Annotated in this window: 13 protein-coding genes; 10 read left to right on the top strand and 3 right to left on the bottom strand. The window is 69.1% G+C overall.

Going from position 1 to position 18685, the window contains the following annotated elements:
- Positions 1-120 precede the first annotated feature (120 nt).
- Positions 121-3828, top strand: a complete 3708-nt coding sequence (locus ACH413_RS17725; RefSeq protein WP_360035078.1) for a S8 family serine peptidase — start codon at positions 121-123, stop codon at positions 3826-3828.
- On the opposite strand, the gene ACH413_RS17720 is transcribed toward ACH413_RS17725, so the two are convergent.
- Complete coding sequence (locus ACH413_RS17720) at positions 3822-4784, bottom strand: helix-turn-helix domain-containing protein (RefSeq protein WP_360035081.1); 963 nt, start codon at positions 4782-4784, stop codon at positions 3822-3824. The two genes, ACH413_RS17725 and ACH413_RS17720, sit on opposite strands and share 7 nt — an antisense overlap.
- Before the next feature lie 138 nt (positions 4785-4922).
- On the opposite strand from ACH413_RS17720, the gene ACH413_RS17715 reads away from it, so the two are divergent.
- From ACH413_RS17715 to ACH413_RS17705, 3 genes are read left to right on the top strand one after another with little or no spacing between them, the layout of a single operon-like run.
- The gene (locus ACH413_RS17715) at positions 4923-6347 is read left to right on the top strand and encodes a glycoside hydrolase family 28 protein (protein WP_360035084.1); all 1425 of its coding nucleotides are present in this window, start codon (positions 4923-4925) and stop codon (positions 6345-6347) included.
- Positions 6348-6351: 4 nt separating this feature from the next.
- Positions 6352-7728 (top strand): glycoside hydrolase family 28 protein, encoded by a 1377-nt coding sequence (locus tag ACH413_RS17710; RefSeq protein WP_360035087.1) that lies wholly within the window; start codon positions 6352-6354, stop codon positions 7726-7728.
- Complete coding sequence (locus ACH413_RS17705) at positions 7725-10103, top strand: TIM-barrel domain-containing protein (protein ID WP_360035090.1); 2379 nt, start codon at positions 7725-7727, stop codon at positions 10101-10103. The genes ACH413_RS17710 and ACH413_RS17705 overlap by 4 nt, the downstream gene beginning before the upstream one ends.
- Here the strand turns inward: ACH413_RS17705 and ACH413_RS17700 are convergent.
- Positions 10090-10551, bottom strand: coding sequence for a MarR family transcriptional regulator (locus ACH413_RS17700; RefSeq protein ID WP_360035092.1), 462 nt, complete (start codon positions 10549-10551; stop codon positions 10090-10092). The genes ACH413_RS17705 and ACH413_RS17700 overlap by 14 nt on opposite strands.
- A gap of 109 nt (positions 10552-10660) precedes the next feature.
- Between ACH413_RS17700 and ACH413_RS17695 the strand changes: the two genes are divergently transcribed.
- On the top strand, positions 10661-11821 hold the full coding sequence (locus ACH413_RS17695) for an FAD-dependent monooxygenase (protein ID WP_360035095.1): 1161 nt from the start codon (positions 10661-10663) through the stop codon (positions 11819-11821).
- Positions 11822-11869: 48 nt separating this feature from the next.
- Positions 11870-12673, top strand: a complete 804-nt coding sequence (locus ACH413_RS17690; RefSeq protein WP_360035097.1) for an intradiol ring-cleavage dioxygenase — start codon at positions 11870-11872, stop codon at positions 12671-12673.
- On the opposite strand, the gene ACH413_RS17685 is transcribed toward ACH413_RS17690, so the two are convergent.
- Entirely contained in the window at positions 12647-13909 is a 1263-nt protein-coding gene (locus ACH413_RS17685) for a PucR family transcriptional regulator (RefSeq protein WP_360035100.1), read from the bottom strand. The two genes, ACH413_RS17690 and ACH413_RS17685, sit on opposite strands and share 27 nt — an antisense overlap.
- An 81-nt stretch (positions 13910-13990) precedes the next feature.
- Between ACH413_RS17685 and gabT the strand changes: the two genes are divergently transcribed.
- The 4 genes from gabT (at position 13991) to ACH413_RS17665 (ending at position 18513) form a co-directional block, all read left to right on the top strand.
- Positions 13991-15274, top strand: coding sequence for a 4-aminobutyrate--2-oxoglutarate transaminase (gene gabT / locus ACH413_RS17680; protein WP_360035103.1), 1284 nt, complete (start codon positions 13991-13993; stop codon positions 15272-15274).
- Positions 15169-16581: an aldehyde dehydrogenase family protein gene (locus ACH413_RS17675; protein ID WP_396425014.1), complete on the top strand. Its 1413-nt coding sequence runs from the start codon at positions 15169-15171 to the stop codon at positions 16579-16581. Before gabT ends, ACH413_RS17675 begins: the two co-directional genes overlap by 106 nt.
- A gap of 46 nt (positions 16582-16627) precedes the next feature.
- Positions 16628-17590, top strand: a complete 963-nt coding sequence (locus tag ACH413_RS17670; protein WP_360035106.1) for a LacI family DNA-binding transcriptional regulator — start codon at positions 16628-16630, stop codon at positions 17588-17590.
- A 401-nt stretch (positions 17591-17991) separates the two neighbouring features.
- A complete protein-coding gene (locus tag ACH413_RS17665) occupies positions 17992-18513 on the top strand; it encodes a CAP family protein (RefSeq protein WP_396425013.1) in 522 nt (173 codons plus the stop codon).
- Positions 18514-18685: the final 172 nt, after the last annotated feature.

Below are 18685 nucleotides of genomic sequence, written 5' to 3'. Positions count from 1 at the left end.
GACGGTCCGGGCTCCGCCGCGTGGCGCGAAGTCGCCAACGGCGACCAACCGCCGCTTTCCAGTGTTCCGCAAGGAATTCCGGCCCCTCATCCTGCTGTGAACTGATCACGAGGAGGCGCCGTGTTCCGACACGTCCTGGCACCCGCCATCGCCGCGGCCACGCTCGTCGCACCACCGGTGTCCGCGACGCCACCGGCACCCCCGCCGGCGCAGACGTCCGAGGCGTCGCACCGGATCACGCTGATCACCGGTGACGTCGTCGACTACACCGAGCGCTCCGACGGCCGAAAATTCGCCCAGATCCACGCCGCGCCACGGGAAGGCGAGCCGCCGATCTTCCACACCATGACGACGGCCAAAGGTCTGCACGTCTACCCCTCGGACGCGATCGGCGCCGTCACGTCCGGCACCGTCGACGACACCCTCTTCAACGTCACCGAACTCGTGCGCACCGGCCAGTCCGACGACCGCACGACCACCGTCCCGGTGCTCACGATCGGCGGCATCAGCGCGAGCGCGCACACCAGGATCAACACCCTGAACGCGGCCGGCATCCACGTGGAGAAGGCCAGGGCGCAGGAGTTCTGGCGTTCCCTGGACATGAGCGTGAAGTCCGGCGTGCGGGTGAGGTACGACCGGCCGATCCGGGTCACGCTCGACCAGACCACGAAGCAGATCGGTGCCCCCGCGGCGTGGGCGGCCGGACTGAACGGCGCCGGCGTGACGGTCGCCGTCGTGGACACCGGCATCGACCAGCACCACCCCGACGTCGCCGCGAAGATCACCGAGACGGCGAACTTCTCCGACGAACCCGACGTGACCGACCGCCACGGCCACGGCACGCACGTCGCCTCGATCATCGCGGGCACCGGGGCGAAGTACTCCGGCGTCGCCCCGGCGGCGAAGCTGATGGTCGCGAAGGTGTTCAACGGCGCGGGTGAGGGCGACACCTCGCAGGTGATGGCGGGCATCGAGTGGGCGGCCCGGTCCGGTGCGAAGATCGTCAACCTCAGTCTCGGCGGCGACGTCACGGACGGCTCCGACGACCTCAGCGCGCTGGTCGACCAGCTCTCCGCCGAGACCGGTGTGCTGTTCGTGGTGGCGGCGGGCAACAACGGCCCTGCCGGGCGTTCGGTCACCTCCCCCGGCGCCGCGGCTTCGGCGCTCACGGTCGGCGCGGTCGACCGGCAGAACAAGCGCGCACCGTTCAGCAGCACCGGTCCGCGCATCGGCGACGCCCTCGTGAAGCCCGAGATCACCGCGCCGGGTGTCGGCGTGGTCGCCGCGCGCGCCGCGGACACGTCGATGGGCGCGCCGGTCTCGGACCTGCACACCGCGTCGTCCGGCACCTCGATGGCCACCCCGCACGTCGCGGGTGCGGCCGCGTTGCTCGCCCAGCAACACCCCGGCTGGACCGCGCGGCAACTGAAGAACGCACTCGTGACCAGCGCGGCCGACGTGGCCATGCCGTGGTACGAGCAGGGCGCGGGCCGGTTGGACGTGGCGCGCGCGGTGGCGAGCAAGGTGACGGGACCGGCGTCGGTGAGCTTCGGGCGGCAGGAGAAGGGATCCGGCGACACGCTCACCCGGGAACTCGTCTACACCAACGACTCCGACTCCCCGCTCACCCTCGATCTGGCCTCGTCCTTGAAGGGCTGGGACGGCACGTCCACGACCGCGTTCGGGCTCAGCACCTCACGTCTCACCGTCCCGGCCCGCGCTCAGGCCACCGCGATCCTCACCCTCGACCCCGACGCCGGTCCGGCGGGCGTGTACGGCGGCGTCGTCACGGCCACCGGCGCGGGCACCAGTCTCCGCACGGCGGTGAGCGTCTACGAGGCACCGCGGACGTTCCCGGTGTCGGTGCACGTCCGCGACACCGCGGGCAAGGCGCCCGCGCCCGCCTTCGGCCAGCTCATCGACGACTCCAACGGCCAGGACGACGTCAACGACCCGTTCGACGACACCCTCAGCTACGTCTTCGACGTGGTGAACGGCGAGGGCGTCGCGAACGTGCCGGGCGGCCGCTACTCCGCGGTGAGCTGGGCGACCGAGAACACGGCGGGAGTGCGCCGCTGGTCCGCGCTGGCCGCACCGGAACTCACGGTCGCCGGCGCTCAGGACGTCTCGCTCGACGCGCAGCGGACCGTGCCGATCGAGGTCGTGCCGCCGGGCCCGGCCGAGCAACGCGACCGCACCGTCACGATGCGCCGCGTCCTGCCCGCCGAGGGTGGCAACCTGCCGCTGATCACCGAGACCTCTGCCGCGCTCGGCACCGCGCCGTGGGAGATCCGCGCCACCCCGTCCCCCGCCGCGGGCAAGGGCGCGATCTCGTTGCAGGACAACGTGACCCTGCAGACCGCCACGGTCACGCTGACCTCCGGCGGCCGCACGCTGAACGCCGACGGCGACGTCGCCGTGCTGTCCGCGAAGTGGTCCGGCGAACGGACCGACGTCAAGGTCGTGAAGATCAAGCCGGACACCCCCGCCGTCATGGTCAGGGCCGCCAACGCCGCCGCGGCCACCGCCGCCCAGGAAGGCAGGAAGGTCCTGCTGTCCTATGTGGACCAACCGGGTGCGCTTCCGCTCACCGGGCTCGCCAGCGCCGCGCTGCCCTCGCTCAGCGTCAGCAACGCCGACGGCGAGTTCCTCGCGAAGCAGCCGGCGATCAGGCTGAACGTCAAGCCCGGTCCGGAGTCCGTGTTCAACCTCAGCTACCTCGACGCCAACGGCATCCCCGCCGCCCACCGGCGGACGGTCGACCCGGCGAAGCTCGTGCTGCGCAGGACCTCCTACCACGCCGACAAACCCGGCCTCACCGTGCAGAAGACGTGGTACCCGTTCCCGACCGGGCTGTGGCAGACGCAGATCATGCGCGGCACCACGTTCACCCCGCCCGCCGCGTGGAACGAGTACATCGGTCCCGGCGACGACCGGATCGTCTGGAAGCGCTCGGTCACGTTGAGCGGCACGGACGACAAGGGCGCTCGCGCGGCGATGGCGATGTACCAGGAGAACGTGTTCCGCGACGGCCAGGCGCCTGCCGTCGAACGCTGGTTCGCCGGACCGATGTACAGCACCGCGATCGACCTGCGGTCCGACCACCCCGCCCGCTATCCCGCCGCGGGCGACGCGTGGCGCCAGCTGTGCTCGGACTGCCGCACGGGCGACACGTTCGTCCCGGCTCTGCAGTGGACGGACGGCACCCCCGGTCACTACACGAACCCGTACCAGAACAGCAAGTTCTTCACGACGACCAAGGTCCGCCTCTTCCAGGGCGACCGCGAGATCGGGCAGAACCAGGACCCGCTGGCGTTCTACCCGACCTTCCCGCTGTCACCGGACCAGGCCACCTACCGCCTGGAGAAGGTCGAAAGCCACGCACCCGGAGCAGTCGCGGGCGCGGTCAACCCCGTCCTGTTCACCCTCGCCCCGCGCACCGAGACGACGTGGACGTTCCAGTCACGCCGGTCGCTCAACCCGCCACCGCGCGGCTACTCCTGTCACGCCCAGGCGACGAGCTGCCAGTTCCAGCCGCTGATCCAGCTGCACCACGACCTGCCGCTCGACCTGACGAACTCCGCACCGGCGAACACGCCGTTCGTCTACCACCTCACGGCGTCCGGCAGCGCGCCCGTGACCGCGGTGAAGGTGCAGTGGTCCGCGGACGGCGTGACCTGGCGGCCGGCGCGGATCCAGCCCGACGGCGGCCGCTGGCAGGTCACGATCGACAAGCCGGGCGGTGACGTGTGGCTGCGCACCGAGGCCAGGGACGGCGCCGGGAACACCGTCACGCAGACCATGCAGAAGGCGTTCCGCACTCACTGAGGCGGCAGGAGGGAACCCGCACCTCGAGAAGCCGCGCGCAGGCCCGCCTGGAACCGGGTCTGCGCGCCCAGCTCGTCCATCAGCCGGTGCAGGCGCCGCTGGTAGGTCCGGTAGCTCAGCCCGAGCTGCTTGGCGATGCTGCGGTCCGGCAACCCGGTGGCCAGCAACGCCAACAGCCGCGCGTCCGCGATCGAGACATCGGAGCTCGCCGGCTGACCTGGTAACGACAGCGGCACAGCGTCGTCCCAGAGCTTGCCGAACAACGCCCCGAGCGAGTCGAGCAACGCCGACCGGTGCACGATCACCGCGCTCTCCAGCGTCGTCTCGGTGCTGTACAGCGGAATGAGCCCGAGATGGGCGTCCGCGAGGATCATCTTCGTCGGCGCGACCGCGACGACCCGCGCCTCCTCCCCCAGCGACAGCCCCATCTCCAGGTCGGCGCGCAGGTCGTGCAGCTCCAGCGCCCGACGTTCGTAGATGCCCCGGAACCGGACGCCGCGGCGCAGCAGCTCCTCCTCCACCGGGTGCAACGACGTGGGCGCTTTGGCGTACGGCGGCTTGTCCACGAACCGCACCTCGTACCGGGCCGTGCGCATCACCTGGTCCGCACGCTGCGAGATCGCCTCGGCTCCGTGCACCACCTCGACGAGGTCAGCGGGAGCGCGCATGCCCGCCGCCCGTTCGTAACGGACCTGCAGCGCGCCCGCCAGCAGCCGCTCGCGCCGCAGGTCGTCCTCGCGGCGCAGGAAGTACGCCGCCAGCGCGACGTCCGGGGCGACGGCCGTGTGCAGCCCGTCGGCCTGGTGGACGAAACCGAGCTCGGTCAACGACCTCAGCGCGGCCCGCACCACCCGCTCGGCCAGTCCCGCCGCGGGACACAGCTCCGCCAGCCCCAGCTGGTAGGAGTCCACGAGCGCCTCGTAGACCGCGAGTTCCGTCGGACGCAATCCGAGCACGCAAGCAGTATGCCGACTTCGGGCAGCCGTTGACGCGGGGCCGGAAACGGGTGTAGACATCGGGTGAAAAGGTTTTCAAGACCTTCTCATCGCCGCCGCTCGCAGTTGTGCCAACGCATGCGTGCGAAAGGACGGCCGATGGAGACCAATCGCCGCGACTTCCTCAAAGTCGCCGGTGCCACCGCGGGTGTCACGATGTTGTCCGGCTCGTTCCTGCCGGCGCCGGTCGCCTCGGCACAGGAGCACACCGCGATACCGATGGCCGAGTCGCCGTGGGACCAGGTGCCGGCCATCCTCGCGAAGATCGTGCCGCCCACGTTCCCCGGCGCGAAGTTCGACGTCACGGCGTACGGCGCCAAGGGCGACGGCAAGACGAAGAACACCGAGGCGTTCAGGAAGGCCGTCGAGGCCTGCTCCGCGGCGGGTGGCGGCCAGGTCGTCGTGCCCAAGGGCACCTTCCTGACCGGCGCGATCACCTTGCTGAGCAACGTGAACCTGCACGTCTCGGAAGGCGCCACCCTCCGCTTCTCCACCGATCCCAAGGACTTCCCGCTGGTCTACACGCGGTGGCAGGGCATCGAGTGCATGAACTTCTCGTCGTTCATCTACGCCCGCAAGGCCGAGAACATCGCGATCACCGGACCGGGCCTGATCGACGGCCAGGGCCCGTCCGGTCCGTGGTTCGACTACGACGACAAGCGCCAGCCCGACTGGGAACAGCTGCAGAAGTGGGCCGTCGACAACAAGCCCGTGACCGACCGGAAGTTCGGCATGGGCCACTACCTGAAGCCGAACATGATCACGCTCTACGAGTGCCGCAACGTCCTCGTCGAGGGTGTTCAGCTGCGCAACTCCGCGATGTGGAACGTGCATCCCGTGCTGTGCAGCAACGTGACGATCCGCGACATCTTCGTGTACAGCCGCGGCGGCATGGTCGACGGCTGCGATCCAGAGGCCTCCCAGTACGTCCACATCACCGGGTGCCGGTTCGACTGCGGCGACGACGGCATCGCGATCAAGGCCGGTCGCGACGCCGACGGCCGCCGAGTCGGTGTGGCCAGCGAGAACATCGTGATCGAGAACTGCTCGTTCGAGGGCCGTTGGGGCGCCCTGACGGTCGGCAGCGAGATGTCCGGCGGCGTGCGCAACGTCTTCTTCCAGGACTGCACGGTGAAGAAGGGGTCGTCGTACAAGCCCTTCCACGTCCTGTACATCAAGACGAACAAGCGGCGCGGCGGCACCGTCGAGAACATCCACGCCCGGCGGATCAAGGCCACCGACGTCGACCGCGAGGCGATCATGGTGACGCTGAACTACAGCCTCACCGGCCCCGGCTACGGACCGATCGTGAACCCCAGGGTGCAGAACATCACCGCCGACGGCTTCACCGTCAACGGGGTCAAGAAGACCGCCGTCGCCCTGGACGGCCTGGGCGAGTCGCACATCAGGAACGTCGCGATCTCCAACAGCACCTTCACGAACGTGACCACCGCGAAGCCCGGCGTCAAGAACGCGGACGGCACCACGTTCACCAACGTGACCATCAACGGCAAGAAGGTCTGATCCCGTGTCCCTGTCACGTCGTGATTTCGCCCGTGTCTCCGGCCTGACCGCCGCCGGTCTCCTGCTGCCCACCGGGATCGCCGATGCAGCCGCGGACCCGTGGCGCGAGGTGCCGCTGATCCTGGCACGCATCTGCCCGCCACGTTTTCGCAGAAAGGACTACGACGTCACCGCGTTCGGCGCGAAGGGGGACGGCCTCACCAAGAACACCGAGGCGTTCCGGCGCGCGATCACCGCGTGCCACCGCTCCGGTGGCGGACGTGTCGTGGTCCCCGCGGGCACGTTCCTCACCGGCGGCATCCGGCTGCTGTCCAATGTGGAGCTGCACGTCCGCGAGGGCGCCACCGTCAGGTTCTCCACCGACCCCGAGGACTACCTGCCGCTCGTGCTCACCCGCTGGGAGGGCACGCTCTGCCACAACTACCAGCCGTTCATCTACGCGTTCGAGCAGAAGAACATCGCCATCACCGGCCGCGGCACCCTCGACGGCGACGCGGTGAACGGCAGGTGGGCGAGCTGGGGTGCGGGCTCGACGCCGTTGCTGCGGCAGTGGGGCGAGGACGGCGTCCCGGTCGAGCAGCGGATCATGGGGCCTGGGAAGAACATGCGGCCGAACATGATCCAGTTCTTCCGCTGCCGGAACCTCCTGGTCGAGGACGTGCTGATCCGCAACCCGGCGATGTGGTCGCTGCACTTCGTGTTCTCCCGCAACATCACCGTGCGCCGGATCGAGATCTACTCCACGAACTCGCAGGGTGACGGCGTCGACCTCGACTCGTCGTCCTACGCGCACGTGCACGACTCGAAGTTCAACACCAATGACGACTGCGTCGTGGTGAAGTCCGGCCGGGACGCGGACGGCCGGCGGGTCGGCATCCCGTCCACGCACGTCGTGGTGGAGCGCTGCAAGTTCTCCGGACGCTGGGGCGGGGTCACGATCGGCAGCGAGATGTCCGGCGGGGTGTCCCGGGTCTTCTGCCGCGACTGCGAGATCAACGCGCCGGACTTCCCCGGCCGATACCCGATCAAGCACGCGCTCTACGTCAAGACCAACCAGGACCGCGGCGGCGTGATCGACGGCGTGCACCTGCGCAACGTCTTCGGCCAGAACGTCGAGCGCGAGATCCTGTTCGTCTCGATGTACTACCAGAACGGCGGCACGAAGGGCTTCTTCCCGCAGATCGACAACCTCACGATCGACCGGATGCGGATCAACGGCGGCCGGATCGCGGCCACCTTCCGCGGTTTCCCGCAGCAGCACATCAGGAACGTGCGGATCACCAACTCGACCTTCACCGGGATCACCGAGCCGAACCTGATCGAGCACACCGACGACCTGGTGTTCCGCAACACCACGATCAACGGGGTGGTGCCGGCATGAGGCACCTGCTCGCACTTCTCCTGCTCGCCGCCGGGCTCTCGGCCGGCGCACCGATCGCCGTGGCCGGCACCGGCCTGACGTGGAAGGCCGTGAACAGCCCGTTCTCGCTGGACTTCCAGGACGGCCGGCGCAAGCTGACCGGCCAGCGCGAGACGTTCTACCGGCTCGCCGACGGCACCCAGCACTCGTTGACGAAGGTCGTTGCCCAGAAACGGGTTCCGGGCGGCGTCCGGTACGTCGTGGCGACCACTGAAGCGTCCAGGACGGCGGACGTCGTCGTCACGCGGACCTCACGAGGCCTCCGCGTGGGCTGGACGTTGGAACCGTCCGCTGGAGTGGCTCAGGTGTCGGCGAACCTGACCGGCTCGCTGGAGGAGCACTTCCTCGGCGGCGGCGCGCACACGATGTTCGTTGACCTGCAACGACGTGTGCTGCTGAACAAGGCCGTGTTCGTCGGTGCCTCGACGTTCGGCAAGTGCAACAAGAACGGCGCGCCTTCGACGTTCTTCATGTCCAGCGCGGGTTACGGCGTCTACGCGGACACGAAAGCGATCGGCAGGACGGCGTTCCCCGGCGCCCTGGCCGACGACCACTGCGCGGACAAGCCGGCGCCGTGCCCGGTCACGTTCGGCGTGCCGGACCGGATCCAGTTGTGCTTCAAGACCTCCCGGCTCGACTACGAGGTCTACTCAGGCTCACCGCAGCAGGTCAACAGCGCCTACTTCCAGCGCGTCGGCACGCCCACGCTGCCGCCCGCCCGGCAGTTCGCGCTGACGAAGTGGCGCGACAAGTACAACCACTCCGACGAGGTCGTGGAGGACGTCACGCAGTTCCAGGCGCGCGGCGTCCCGCTGGACACGCTGTGGGTCGACAACCCGTGGGAGCAGGGTCCGGAGGGCGCCCGGCCGACCTACGCGTGCATCGGCGCGCTGAAGTTCGACAAGACCATGTACCCGGACGCGCAGGGCACGATCGACTGGATGCGGTCGCGTGGCGTGAACATGGGCGTGTGGGTGGCGCCGTTCCTGAGCAAGGCCTCGGACGGAAAGACGTGCCCGCACGACTACCCTGAGGGTTCCTTCGCCCAGTCGGATCGCACGAACGTGTGGGACATCGACCTCACGAACCCCGTCGCGCGCGCTCACTACGAGGCCCGGCTGGAAGCCGTGTTCCGCATGGGCGTGAACTTCGTGAAGGGCGACCGCGGCGAGGAGCACAACTTCGAGGAGACGACGTTCGCCGGCGGCCCCGGCACGCTGATCCACAACGAGTATCCGTTGCTGTACGCGGAATCCGTGGTGAAGATGCTGCGGAAGGTGCACGGCGACAACTACACGACGTTGTTCCGCGCGGGTGGCGACGGGATGCCAACGCTGCTGCACGGTTTCTGGCAGGCCGACGCGGACATGAGCTTCGACGGCCTGCGGCTCACGACCCGGCGCGGCCTCAACTCGTGGATCTCCGGCCATCCCGTGCACGGCTCGGACATCGGCGGCTACCGCAACCTCGGCGGCGGCCCGTCGGAGTCGTTGTTCGTGCGGTGGGCGCAGCAGTCCGCGGTGACGCCGGTGTTCCAGGTCGGCAGCTCCGGCCGCAACTCGACGCCGTGGCTGTACGACGCGGCGACGTTCGAGCGTTTCAAGCGGGCGGCCGTCCTGCACTACGAGTTGTTCCCGTACCTGTACGCGCAGGCAGTTCGCGCTTCGCGGGACGGCACGCCGATCACGCAGCCGATGGCGTTCCGCCACCCCGGCGAGGAGGCCGCGTGGAAGGCGGACCAGCAGTTCATGGTCGGGCCGGACCTGCTCGCTGCTCCGGTGACCGCCGATCGCGCCGAAACCGATGGGGCGGCCGGGAAACCGACGCCGGTCGACGTCTGGCTGCCCCGCGGTGAGTGGATCGACCTGTTCTCCGGAGCGCGGGTGAGCGGCGGCAGGACGATCACGCGGGAGTCCACTTTGGACGAGTTCCCGCTGTACCTGCGGGCTTCCGCGGCCATGCCGTTCAACTTCCGCGCACCGGACGTCTGGTCCAAGCCGTGGGGTGTCAACGACCTGGACCGGCGCGATCGCGCGGGCTGGCTCGTGTCGCCCACGGCGAACGGCCGCTTCGGCAACCTGCAGGTCGACTCGTTCGGCAAGCACGTCCTCGTGACCCTGCGCGGCGCGCCGAGCGAGTCGCAGCTGATGGTGCCCGCGGACGTGAAACGCGTGGTGATCGACGGCAAACCCGTGGGTTCCTCGACCGTCGAGGACCTGCGCGGCACAGCGGCGGGCTGGGCGGCTGTCTCCTCGGCGCCCGGCACGTTCGGTGGCACGGTGCTGAAGCTTCAGCCCCGACACGGCTCCAGCACCGTGCTGCTCACTCTCGGCTGAGGTGCTCCTGGAGGTCGTCCACGAACCGGCCGAGCAGCCGGCCGAGCGTCGTCTTGTCCTCCTCGGACCAGTCGGCGACCGCGCCGGTGAGCCGCCCGAGGACGGCCTCCAGGTAGCGCCCGGCCGCCGCCGCGCCGGCGTCCGTCAGCTCGACCAGACGCGCACGCTGGTCGTCGGGGTCGGTGACCCGGCGGACCAGGTCGGCGCGCTCCAGGTCGTGCAGGTGCCTCGTGACGTGCGGGCCGACGACCTGCATCCGTGCGGCGATCTCCCCCACCCGCAACGGCCGGCCGGCCATTCGAAGGGTGATGAGCACGGTCAGGCCGGGGCGGTCGATCGGGAGGCCGACGTGCTCCATCCCCCGCTCGACCAGCTGGCTGCGGTTGAGCACGGTGCCCAGTTGCATCAGGCGCGGCAGCAGTGCCGCAGGGTCCAGGGCCTCGCTCATCTCACACCTTACTTACCTAACTTAGGTATACGCTTGCCTCAGTCGCTCGCAACCGTAGCGATCATCGCGGCCCGAAAAATGATACCTAAGTTAGGTAACTGGAGGAATCATGAGCTCAGTCCTGATCTCCGGCGCCAGCATCGCCGGCCCCGCGCTCGCGTTCTGGCTGCGGCGGAACGGCTTCGACGTCACCGTCGTGGAGAAGTCGCACGCCCTGCGCGGCGGCGGCTACCCGATCGACATCCGCGGCACCGCGTTGGAGGTGGTCGACCGGATGGGCCTGCTCCCCCGCCTGCGCGAGGCGCACGTGGACACCCGGCAGATCACGTTCCTCGACTCGGACGGCGGTCTCGTCGCGTCGATCCGCCCGGAGACGCTCATCGGTGGTGACGGCACCGACCTGGAGGTGCGGCGCGGCGACCTCGCCGAGATCCTCTACGACACCGTGCGCGACGACGTGGAGTTCCTCTTCGACAACACCATCGTCACGATGAACGAGCACGCGGACGGCGTCGACGTGACGTTCCGCAGCGGCTTGGAGCGCACCTACGACCACGTCATCGGCGCGGACGGTCTGCACTCGACGGTGCGTGCGCTGACGTTCGGCGAGGAGGAGCAGTTCCACCGCTACCTCGGCTACTGCTTCGCGGGCTTCACCCTGCCCAACCACCTCGGTCTCCGGCAGGAGGCGTTGATGTGGAACGAACCCGGCCGCGCCGCCGCCCTGTACGCGGTGGGGTCGAACGAGAGCGTGCACGGCTTCCTGAGCTTCACCCGCGCCGAGGCCCCGTTCGGCGCGTTCCGCGACCCGCAGGCCCAGCGCGACCTCGTGGCGTCGGTGTTCGCCGAGGACGGCTGGGAGGTGCCGGGCATGGTCAAAGCGATGCACGAGGCCGACGACCTGTTCTTCGACACGGTCAGCCAGATCCGCATGCCGCGCTGGTCGTCCGGCCGCGTCGCGCTCGTCGGTGACGCCGCGTACGCCCCGTCGTTCCTCACGGGCCAGGGGTCGAGCCTCGCGCTCGTCGGCGCGTACGTGCTGGCGGGCAACATGAGCGACTTCGCCGCGTACGAGCGCACGATCAGGCCGTTCGTCGAGGCGAACCAGGGCCTGGTCGACGTGGGCAACGCGGAACTCTTCCCCGGCACTCCCGAGGCGCTGGCCGCCCGCAACGCCGCCCTGCGCTCCCGCGCGACGATCCCCGCCGCGCCCGCCCGGCCGGAGCACTCCGCGCTGACCCTCCCGGAGTTCCCGCTGCTATCTCCGTGACAGCTCTTCCACAGGCGGCTCACAGGAAACGGCCGCAATCTGGGTCGCATGACGGACAACCACGACCGCGGCCTCCAGTTCGACCTCGCCACGCTCATCGGGCGCCGGCGGGCGTTGACGCTGCTCGGCGGCGCAGGCCTCACGCTCGTGGCCTGCGCCCCGTCGACCACCACCGCGACATCGACCACCACGACGGCGGGCTCGTCCACGACGGCGGACGGTTCGCCGCTGGAACCGATCCCCGAGGAGACCGCCGGCCCGTACCCCGGCGACGGCTCCAACGGCCCGAACGCGTTGACGCAGAGCGGAATCGTGCGGTCGGACATCCGGTCCAGCTTCGGTTCCTCGACCCGCACGGCCGAGGGCGTGCAGCTCACGATCGACCTGACCGTCCAGAACGACGACGGCAAGCCGTTCGCGGGCGCCGCGGTCTACCTGTGGCACTGCGACATCAACGGCGACTACTCGATGTACTCGGACCGCGTGAAGAACGAGAACTTCCTGCGCGGCGTCCAGGAGGCCGACGCGTCCGGCAAGCTGAAGTTCGTCAGCGTCTTCCCCGGCGCGTACTCGGGGCGCTGGCCGCACATCCACTTCGAGGTCTACCCGAGCCTCGCCGAGGCGACCAAGGCCGGCAACAAGATCACGACCTCGCAGCTCGCGTTGCCCGAGACGACGTGCAAGGAGGTCTACGGCACGACCGGCTACACGCAGAGCGTGCAGAACATGGCGCGGACGTCCCTGAAGCAGGACATGGTGTTCCGTGACGGCGTCGACCACCAGATGGCGACCATGTCGGGCGACGTCGGCTCCGGCTACACCGCCTCACTGACCTTCGCGGTGGAGGGCTAGCCACAGTTCCGCGCGCAGGCCGGGTGAGTCGAGCGAGCGGCCGAGAGCCTGCTCCGCCTTGCGCACCCGGTTGCGCAATGTGTGCCGGTGCACGCCCAGTTCCGCCGCCGCCGGGTCCCAGGCGCCGTGGTGGGTCAGCCAGACCCGCAACGTCTCGCGGGTCTCGGCGTCGAGCGGCCTGAGCAACGCGTCCGCGAACCCGTCCGGGACCTTCAGGCTGCCGGCGAGGTCCTCGAACGTCCGCACGCCCGCTCGACGTGCCTGCTGGGCCTCGCGATAGCCACGCGCGACCTCGGTGACGTCCACTTCGGACGATGCGACGCCGTCGAACTCGTCGGTGAGCACGACGACGTCACCGTCCACTTCGGCCCAGAACACGGTGTCGTCCGGCGGTTCGTCGGCGAGGAACACCCGGAACCGTGCGGGCAGTCCGTCGATCGGCAGCCCGGCCAGCAGCATCCGGAACTCGCCGGCGCGCAGCTCCCGCCTGGCCGCGTCGACGGAGTCGTGCTGGGCGAGCGCGAGGACGAGCAGCGACGCCGCCGTGTTGACGATGCCCGGATCCGGTCTGGCGGTGCCGACCGCCAGAACGCCTCGGGCGCGGCTGCCGAGGACCTGGAGGAACACGTGCACGCCGTCGAGCTCGAACGCGGCGCTGGCCAGGCCGCCCGCGGTCTTCAGCCGGGCGAGCTCGGCGGTCAGGTCCGGGACGAGACGCGGGTTGTGGGCGTGCACGGGCTCGCCGGCCGCGTCGAGGAGCACGGCCCAGCCGTCGATCCACTGGCCGAGCCTGCGCACCACTCCCCCGACGCCACCCCGCACGGCCGCACGCGTCAACGCCCGTTGTGCCTCGCTGGTCCTGGTCAGCGCCGCGTACTCGTCGGCTGCCAGCGCCTTCGACACCGCCTTGCTGATGGCGATGAACGGCACCTCGCGCGGCACCTCGACCAGGCCCAGGTCCGCCTTCGCCGCGGCCTCCACCAGCGAGGACGGCACGACGTCGTGGCCAAGTCCAACACCGAAGCCGAGCCCGACGACCCCCGCGCGCACGAGCCGTTCGACGTAGCCGTCCCGCAGCGCGTGCAGGCCTGTCGTCAGCAACAGCTCGCCGCCCTCCAGGAACGGCGTCGGATCCTCCAGTTCCGTGCCGTGCACCCACCCGACGGGCCTCGACACGTCCCCGGCCAGCACCGGCAACGCCAGCTTCCCCGCCAGTTCCCGCAGCGTGATGGGCATGTGCCACTTTGTACATCTCATCGCCCACAGATCGCCATTTCAGCCACTGCGCAGCGCGCTGACCAGGGCCATGCTGGGAACATGACCCGACTGCGCACCGCGATCCCCGGTCCCAAATCGCTGGAACTCCAGGCGCGGCGCAAGGGCGCCGTCGCCGCCGGGGTGGGCTCGACGCTGCCCGCCTACATCGACTCCGCCGACGACGGCCTGCTGATCGACGTCGACGGCAACCAGCTCATCGACCTCGGCTCCGGCATCGCCGTCACGAACGTCGGCAACCCGGCGCCCGCCGTCGCCGAGGCGGTGCACGCGCAGATCGACAGGTTCAGCCACACCTGCTTCATGATCACGCCGTACGAGAGCTACCTCGACGTCTGCGAGGCGCTGAACGAGCTCACGCCCGGCGACCACGAGAAGCGGTCGGTGCTGTTCAACTCCGGCGCCGAGGCCGTCGAGAACGCGGTCAAGATCGCCCGGCACGTCACCGGCAGGCAGGCCGTCGTGGTGTTCGACCACGGCTACCACGGCCGCACGAACCTCACGATGGCGTTGACCGCCAAGAACATGCCGTACAAGCACCGGTTCGGCCCGTTCGCGCCCGAGGTCTACCGCGTGCCGGCGTCCTACCCGTTGCACGACGGCCTGACGGGTCCCGAAGCGGCGCAGCGGGCCATCGCCGCCATCGAGAAGCAGGTCGGCGCGGACAACACCGCCGCACTCGTGATCGAACCGATCCAGGGCGAGGGCGGCTTCATCGCCCCCGCAGAAGGCTTCCTGCCCGCGATCGCCGAATGGTGCCGTGAGCGCGGCGTGCTGTTCGTCGCCGACGAGATCCAGACCGGCTTCTGCCGCACCGGGTCGTGGTTCGCGCTCGACCACGAGGGCGTGGTGCCGGACCTGATCACCACTGCCAAGGGCATCGCGGGCGGCCTGCCGCTCGCCGCCGTCACGGGTCGCGCCGAGATCATGGACGCCGTGCACGTCGGCGGCCTCGGCGGCACCTACGGCGGCAACCCGGTGGCGTGCGCGGCGGCCCTGGGCGCCATCCGCACGATGCGCGAGCGCGACCTGAACGCGGCCGCTCGCCGCATCGAGGAGACCGTGCTGACCAGGCTCCGCGCGATCGCGGAGAAGACCGACGTCATCGCGGACATCCGCGGCCGCGGTGCGATGCTCGCCATCGAGTTCACCGAACGCACGCCCGACGTCGCCGCGCGCGTCGCGAAGGCGTGCCACGAACAGGGTGTCGTCGTGCTGACGTGCGGCACTTACGGCAACGTGATCCGCCTGCTGCCCCCGCTGGTCATCCCGGACGACCTGCTCGCCGAAGGACTCGACGTGCTCGAAGGAGCCCTGCTCGCATGATCGAATTTCACACCGCCCAAGACGTCGAGGCCGCGGTCGCCAAGGCCGCCGCCGTCGCCCCCGAGTTGGCCGCACTGCCCGCGCACCGCCGTGCGTCCGCGCTGGACCACGTGTCCCGGCGCCTCGCCGAACGCGCCGAGGAGTTCGCGCAGGCCATCAACGACGACTCGGGCAAGCCGCTCAAGTGGGCGCGCATCGAGGTGACCCGCGCGATCTCCACGTTCCGCTGGGCTTCGGAGGAGGCCCGCCGGTTCTCCGGTGAGCTGCAGCGCCTCGACACCGACCCGTCCGCCGAGGGCCGCCTCGCGCTGGTCCGCCGGGTGCCGCGCGGCCCGGTGCTGGGCATCGCGCCGTTCAACTTCCCGCTGAACCTGGTGGCGCACAAGGTCGCTCCCGCGATCGCCGTGGGCGCACCGATCGTGCTGAAGCCGGCACCCGCCACCCCGAAGGTCGCGTTCCTGCTCGGCGAGTTGCTGGCCGAGACCGACCTGCCGGACGGCGCCTTCTCGATCCTGCACCTGTCCAATGAGGACACCGCCCGGCTCGTCGAGGACCCGCGCCTGCCGGTCGTCTCGTTCACCGGTTCGGGCCCGGTCGGCTGGGGCATCAAGGAACGCGTGCCGCGCAAGCACGTCACGCTGGAACTCGGCGGCAACGCGGCCGCGATCGTCGCGCCGGACTGGCAGGACGTCGAGTTCGCGGCGCAGCGCATCGCCACGTTCGCGATGTACCAGGCGGGCCAGTCGTGCATCTCGGTGCAGCGCGTCTACGTGCACACCGACGTGTACGACGCAGTCTCGGAAGCCGTGGTGCAGCACGTGAACAAGCTCGACGTGGCCGGCGACGTCGGCCCGTTGATCAACGACGCGGCCGCCGACCGCGTCGAGTCGTGGGTCCAGGAGGCCGGCGCCACGGTCCTGACCGGCGGTACCCGCGACGGCCGCACCTACGCGCCGACCGTGCTGACGGACGTGCCGGAGGACTCGAAGGTCAACGCCGAGGAGGTGTTCGGCCCGGTCGTGACGCTGACGCGGGTGGACAGCGTCGAGGAGGCGTTCGACCGAGTCAACAGTTCCCGGTACGGCCTGCAGGCGGGCCTGTTCACCACCGACGTGCGACTCGCTTTCCGTGCCGCGCAACGGCTCCAGGTAGGCGGCGTGATCGTCGGCGACGTGCCGAGCTACCGCGCGGACCAGATGCCGTACGGCGGCGTGAAGGAGTCCGGCATCGGCCGCGAGGGCCTGCGCGCGGCCATGGACGACCTCACCGAACAGCGCGTCCTCGTCCTGACCGGCCTGGAGCTCTAACTGACGATGATCGGTCGCTCTTGACCTTGACTGCGATGATTTGCGCGTGGCCGTCACGATCAGGGATGTCGCTCGCCAGGCTCAGGTCTCCGTCTCGACCGTCTCCCGTGCGCTGAGCGCACCGGGCCTGGTCAAGGACGCGACCCGGCAACGGGTCCTGGACGTCGTCGCCGGGCTCGGCTACCAGCCGAACCGGGCGGCGAGAAGCCTGATCACCGGCCGCACCGGCAACCTCGCCGTGGTGGTGCCCGACCTCCTCAACCCGTTCTTCCCGTCCGTCCTGCGGGGCGTGCAGACGAAGGCGGGCGAGGCGGGCACCTCGGTGTTCTTCTGCGACAGCAGAGAGGACCCCGAAACCGAGGCCGAACTAGTGCGAACGATGGCATCCCAGGTAGACGGCGTCGTCCTCTGCGCGTCACTGCTGTCCGACGAAACGATCATCGACCTCGCCGCGGTGACGCCGCTGGTGCTGATCAACCGCATAGTGCCGGGCGTCTCGTCGGTCCTGATGGACAGCGCCAACGGCATGGAACAGGTGGTGACACACCTGGAATCACTGGGCCACAAGCACTACGTCTACCTGGGCGGCCCAGCCGCAGCCTGGTCGAACAACCGCAGGATGCAGGGCCTCAACGGCCGCGCCCAGCTGCTCGGCTCGTTCGACCCGAACTTCGACGGCGGCTACACAGCCGCCGAACAAGCGCTCAAAACCGGCGCAACGGCGTTCATCGCCTACAACGACCTGATCGCACTAGGCGCACTCGCCTACCTCGCGGAGCACGACGTCAAGGTGCCGGAGCAGATCAGCGTGACCGGCTTCGACGACATCCTGTACGCAACCATGTGCTCGCCCGCGCTGACGACAGTCCACATGCCGACCGAGGCCGCAGGCGAGGTAGCCGTGGACCTCTTGGCCACCCTCCTGGACGGCGGACAGGCCGAGCACCGGGAACTCCCGACGACGCTGGTAGTCCGCGCAAGCACCGCGAGAGCACATTCCTCGTCATAAACGAACAACAGCCCACCACCCCACTCAGGCCGTGAGGGAGTCGCTTCGGGGTGACTCCCTCACGCGGCCAGTGGAGTGAGCTCTAGTCGTACCCGCGAACGTGGCCATCCTCGTCGGCGAGAATTTCGTAGCCATCCATGTCCAGCTCCTAACGTTGGTGTTCGACATCACAAACCGTAGAGCCTCAGCCGCGTCCTGTGGAGTGAATTTGCATCGCAACCGGGGTAGTCGGCGGTAACCCAAGGGGGTCGTAGGGGTGTCCCCCGACACCTAGCCCACCCGTGACCTGAGTCACACACCAAGGCTACAGCATGACTACACACCGCCTATCAAGACAACAGTTTTCCCGACAACTATTGCCCTCCATACCCCATTCAGGGGACAAAACTGTCATGCGTTGGATGCTCACCGTAATCACCGCAACAGCAGCCCTACTCCTACCGACCACCCCAGCGGTGGCCTCCACCCCTGTTTCCAAGGCGGTGGAACTCATGAACTCGTACCGCGCAAAGCACGGCGTGCCCCCTCTCTCCCTCGATTCCGAAGTGTCAAGAACAGCGCAAGAATGGGCAGACCACCTCCACGCGACAAACAGTTTCGAACACCGCCCGGACAACGCCTACGGCGAGAACCTCTACGAGACCGGCGGCCGCAAAGAAATCGATTCAGTGATCGTGAAAGCCCTGGAAGACTGGTACGCCGAATCACGCCGCTACGACTACAGCAAAGAGATGACGCAGTCGAACGTCGACTACGGCGTCCTCCACTTCACAGCGATGGTCTGGAAGGCGACAACCCAAGTAGGCGTGGGCGTGGCCCAGGGCCGCAACGGCACCTACGTGGTGGTGAACTTCGCAGAACGAGGCAACACCCTCAACCACTTCAAGACGAACGTCCTACCGCCAACAGCAGCAGCAGCCTGATCCAGCGATGCCGAAGGCGAGCCGTCCTTCCGAACGGGCTGGGCGGTGGGTCCCGTCACGAGTCGCACCACAGCTCTTGCTGCACCTGGGGATGGGTGTCAACTCGACACGCTTTTCGTCGAGTTGACACCCATCCCCAGGTGTGGCCCGCTCTTGGTGCGGCTCGTGACGG

This window comes from Lentzea sp. NPDC020367, assembly GCF_044387305.1.
Taxonomy (GTDB): Bacteria; Actinomycetota; Actinomycetes; order Mycobacteriales; family Pseudonocardiaceae; genus Lentzea.
The sequence above is the reverse complement of the archived record's forward strand: the minus strand, read 5'-3'. Positions and strand labels throughout refer to the sequence as shown.

Coding starts and splice junctions, on each gene's coding strand:
- ACH413_RS17715 (WP_360035084.1), top strand. CDS start 4,923: ATGGAGACCAATCGCCGCGACTTCCTCAAAGTCGCCGGTGCCACCGCG.
- ACH413_RS17685 (WP_360035100.1), bottom strand. CDS start 13,909: ATGCCCATCACGCTGCGGGAACTGGCGGGGAAGCTGGCGTTGCCGGTG.
- gabT (WP_360035103.1), top strand. CDS start 13,991: ATGACCCGACTGCGCACCGCGATCCCCGGTCCCAAATCGCTGGAACTC.
- ACH413_RS17690 (WP_360035097.1), top strand. CDS start 11,870: ATGACGGACAACCACGACCGCGGCCTCCAGTTCGACCTCGCCACGCTC.
- ACH413_RS17665 (WP_396425013.1), top strand. CDS start 17,992: ATGCTCACCGTAATCACCGCAACAGCAGCCCTACTCCTACCGACCACC.
- ACH413_RS17705 (WP_360035090.1), top strand. CDS start 7,725: ATGAGGCACCTGCTCGCACTTCTCCTGCTCGCCGCCGGGCTCTCGGCC.
- ACH413_RS17695 (WP_360035095.1), top strand. CDS start 10,661: ATGAGCTCAGTCCTGATCTCCGGCGCCAGCATCGCCGGCCCCGCGCTC.
- ACH413_RS17700 (WP_360035092.1), bottom strand. CDS start 10,551: ATGAGCGAGGCCCTGGACCCTGCGGCACTGCTGCCGCGCCTGATGCAA.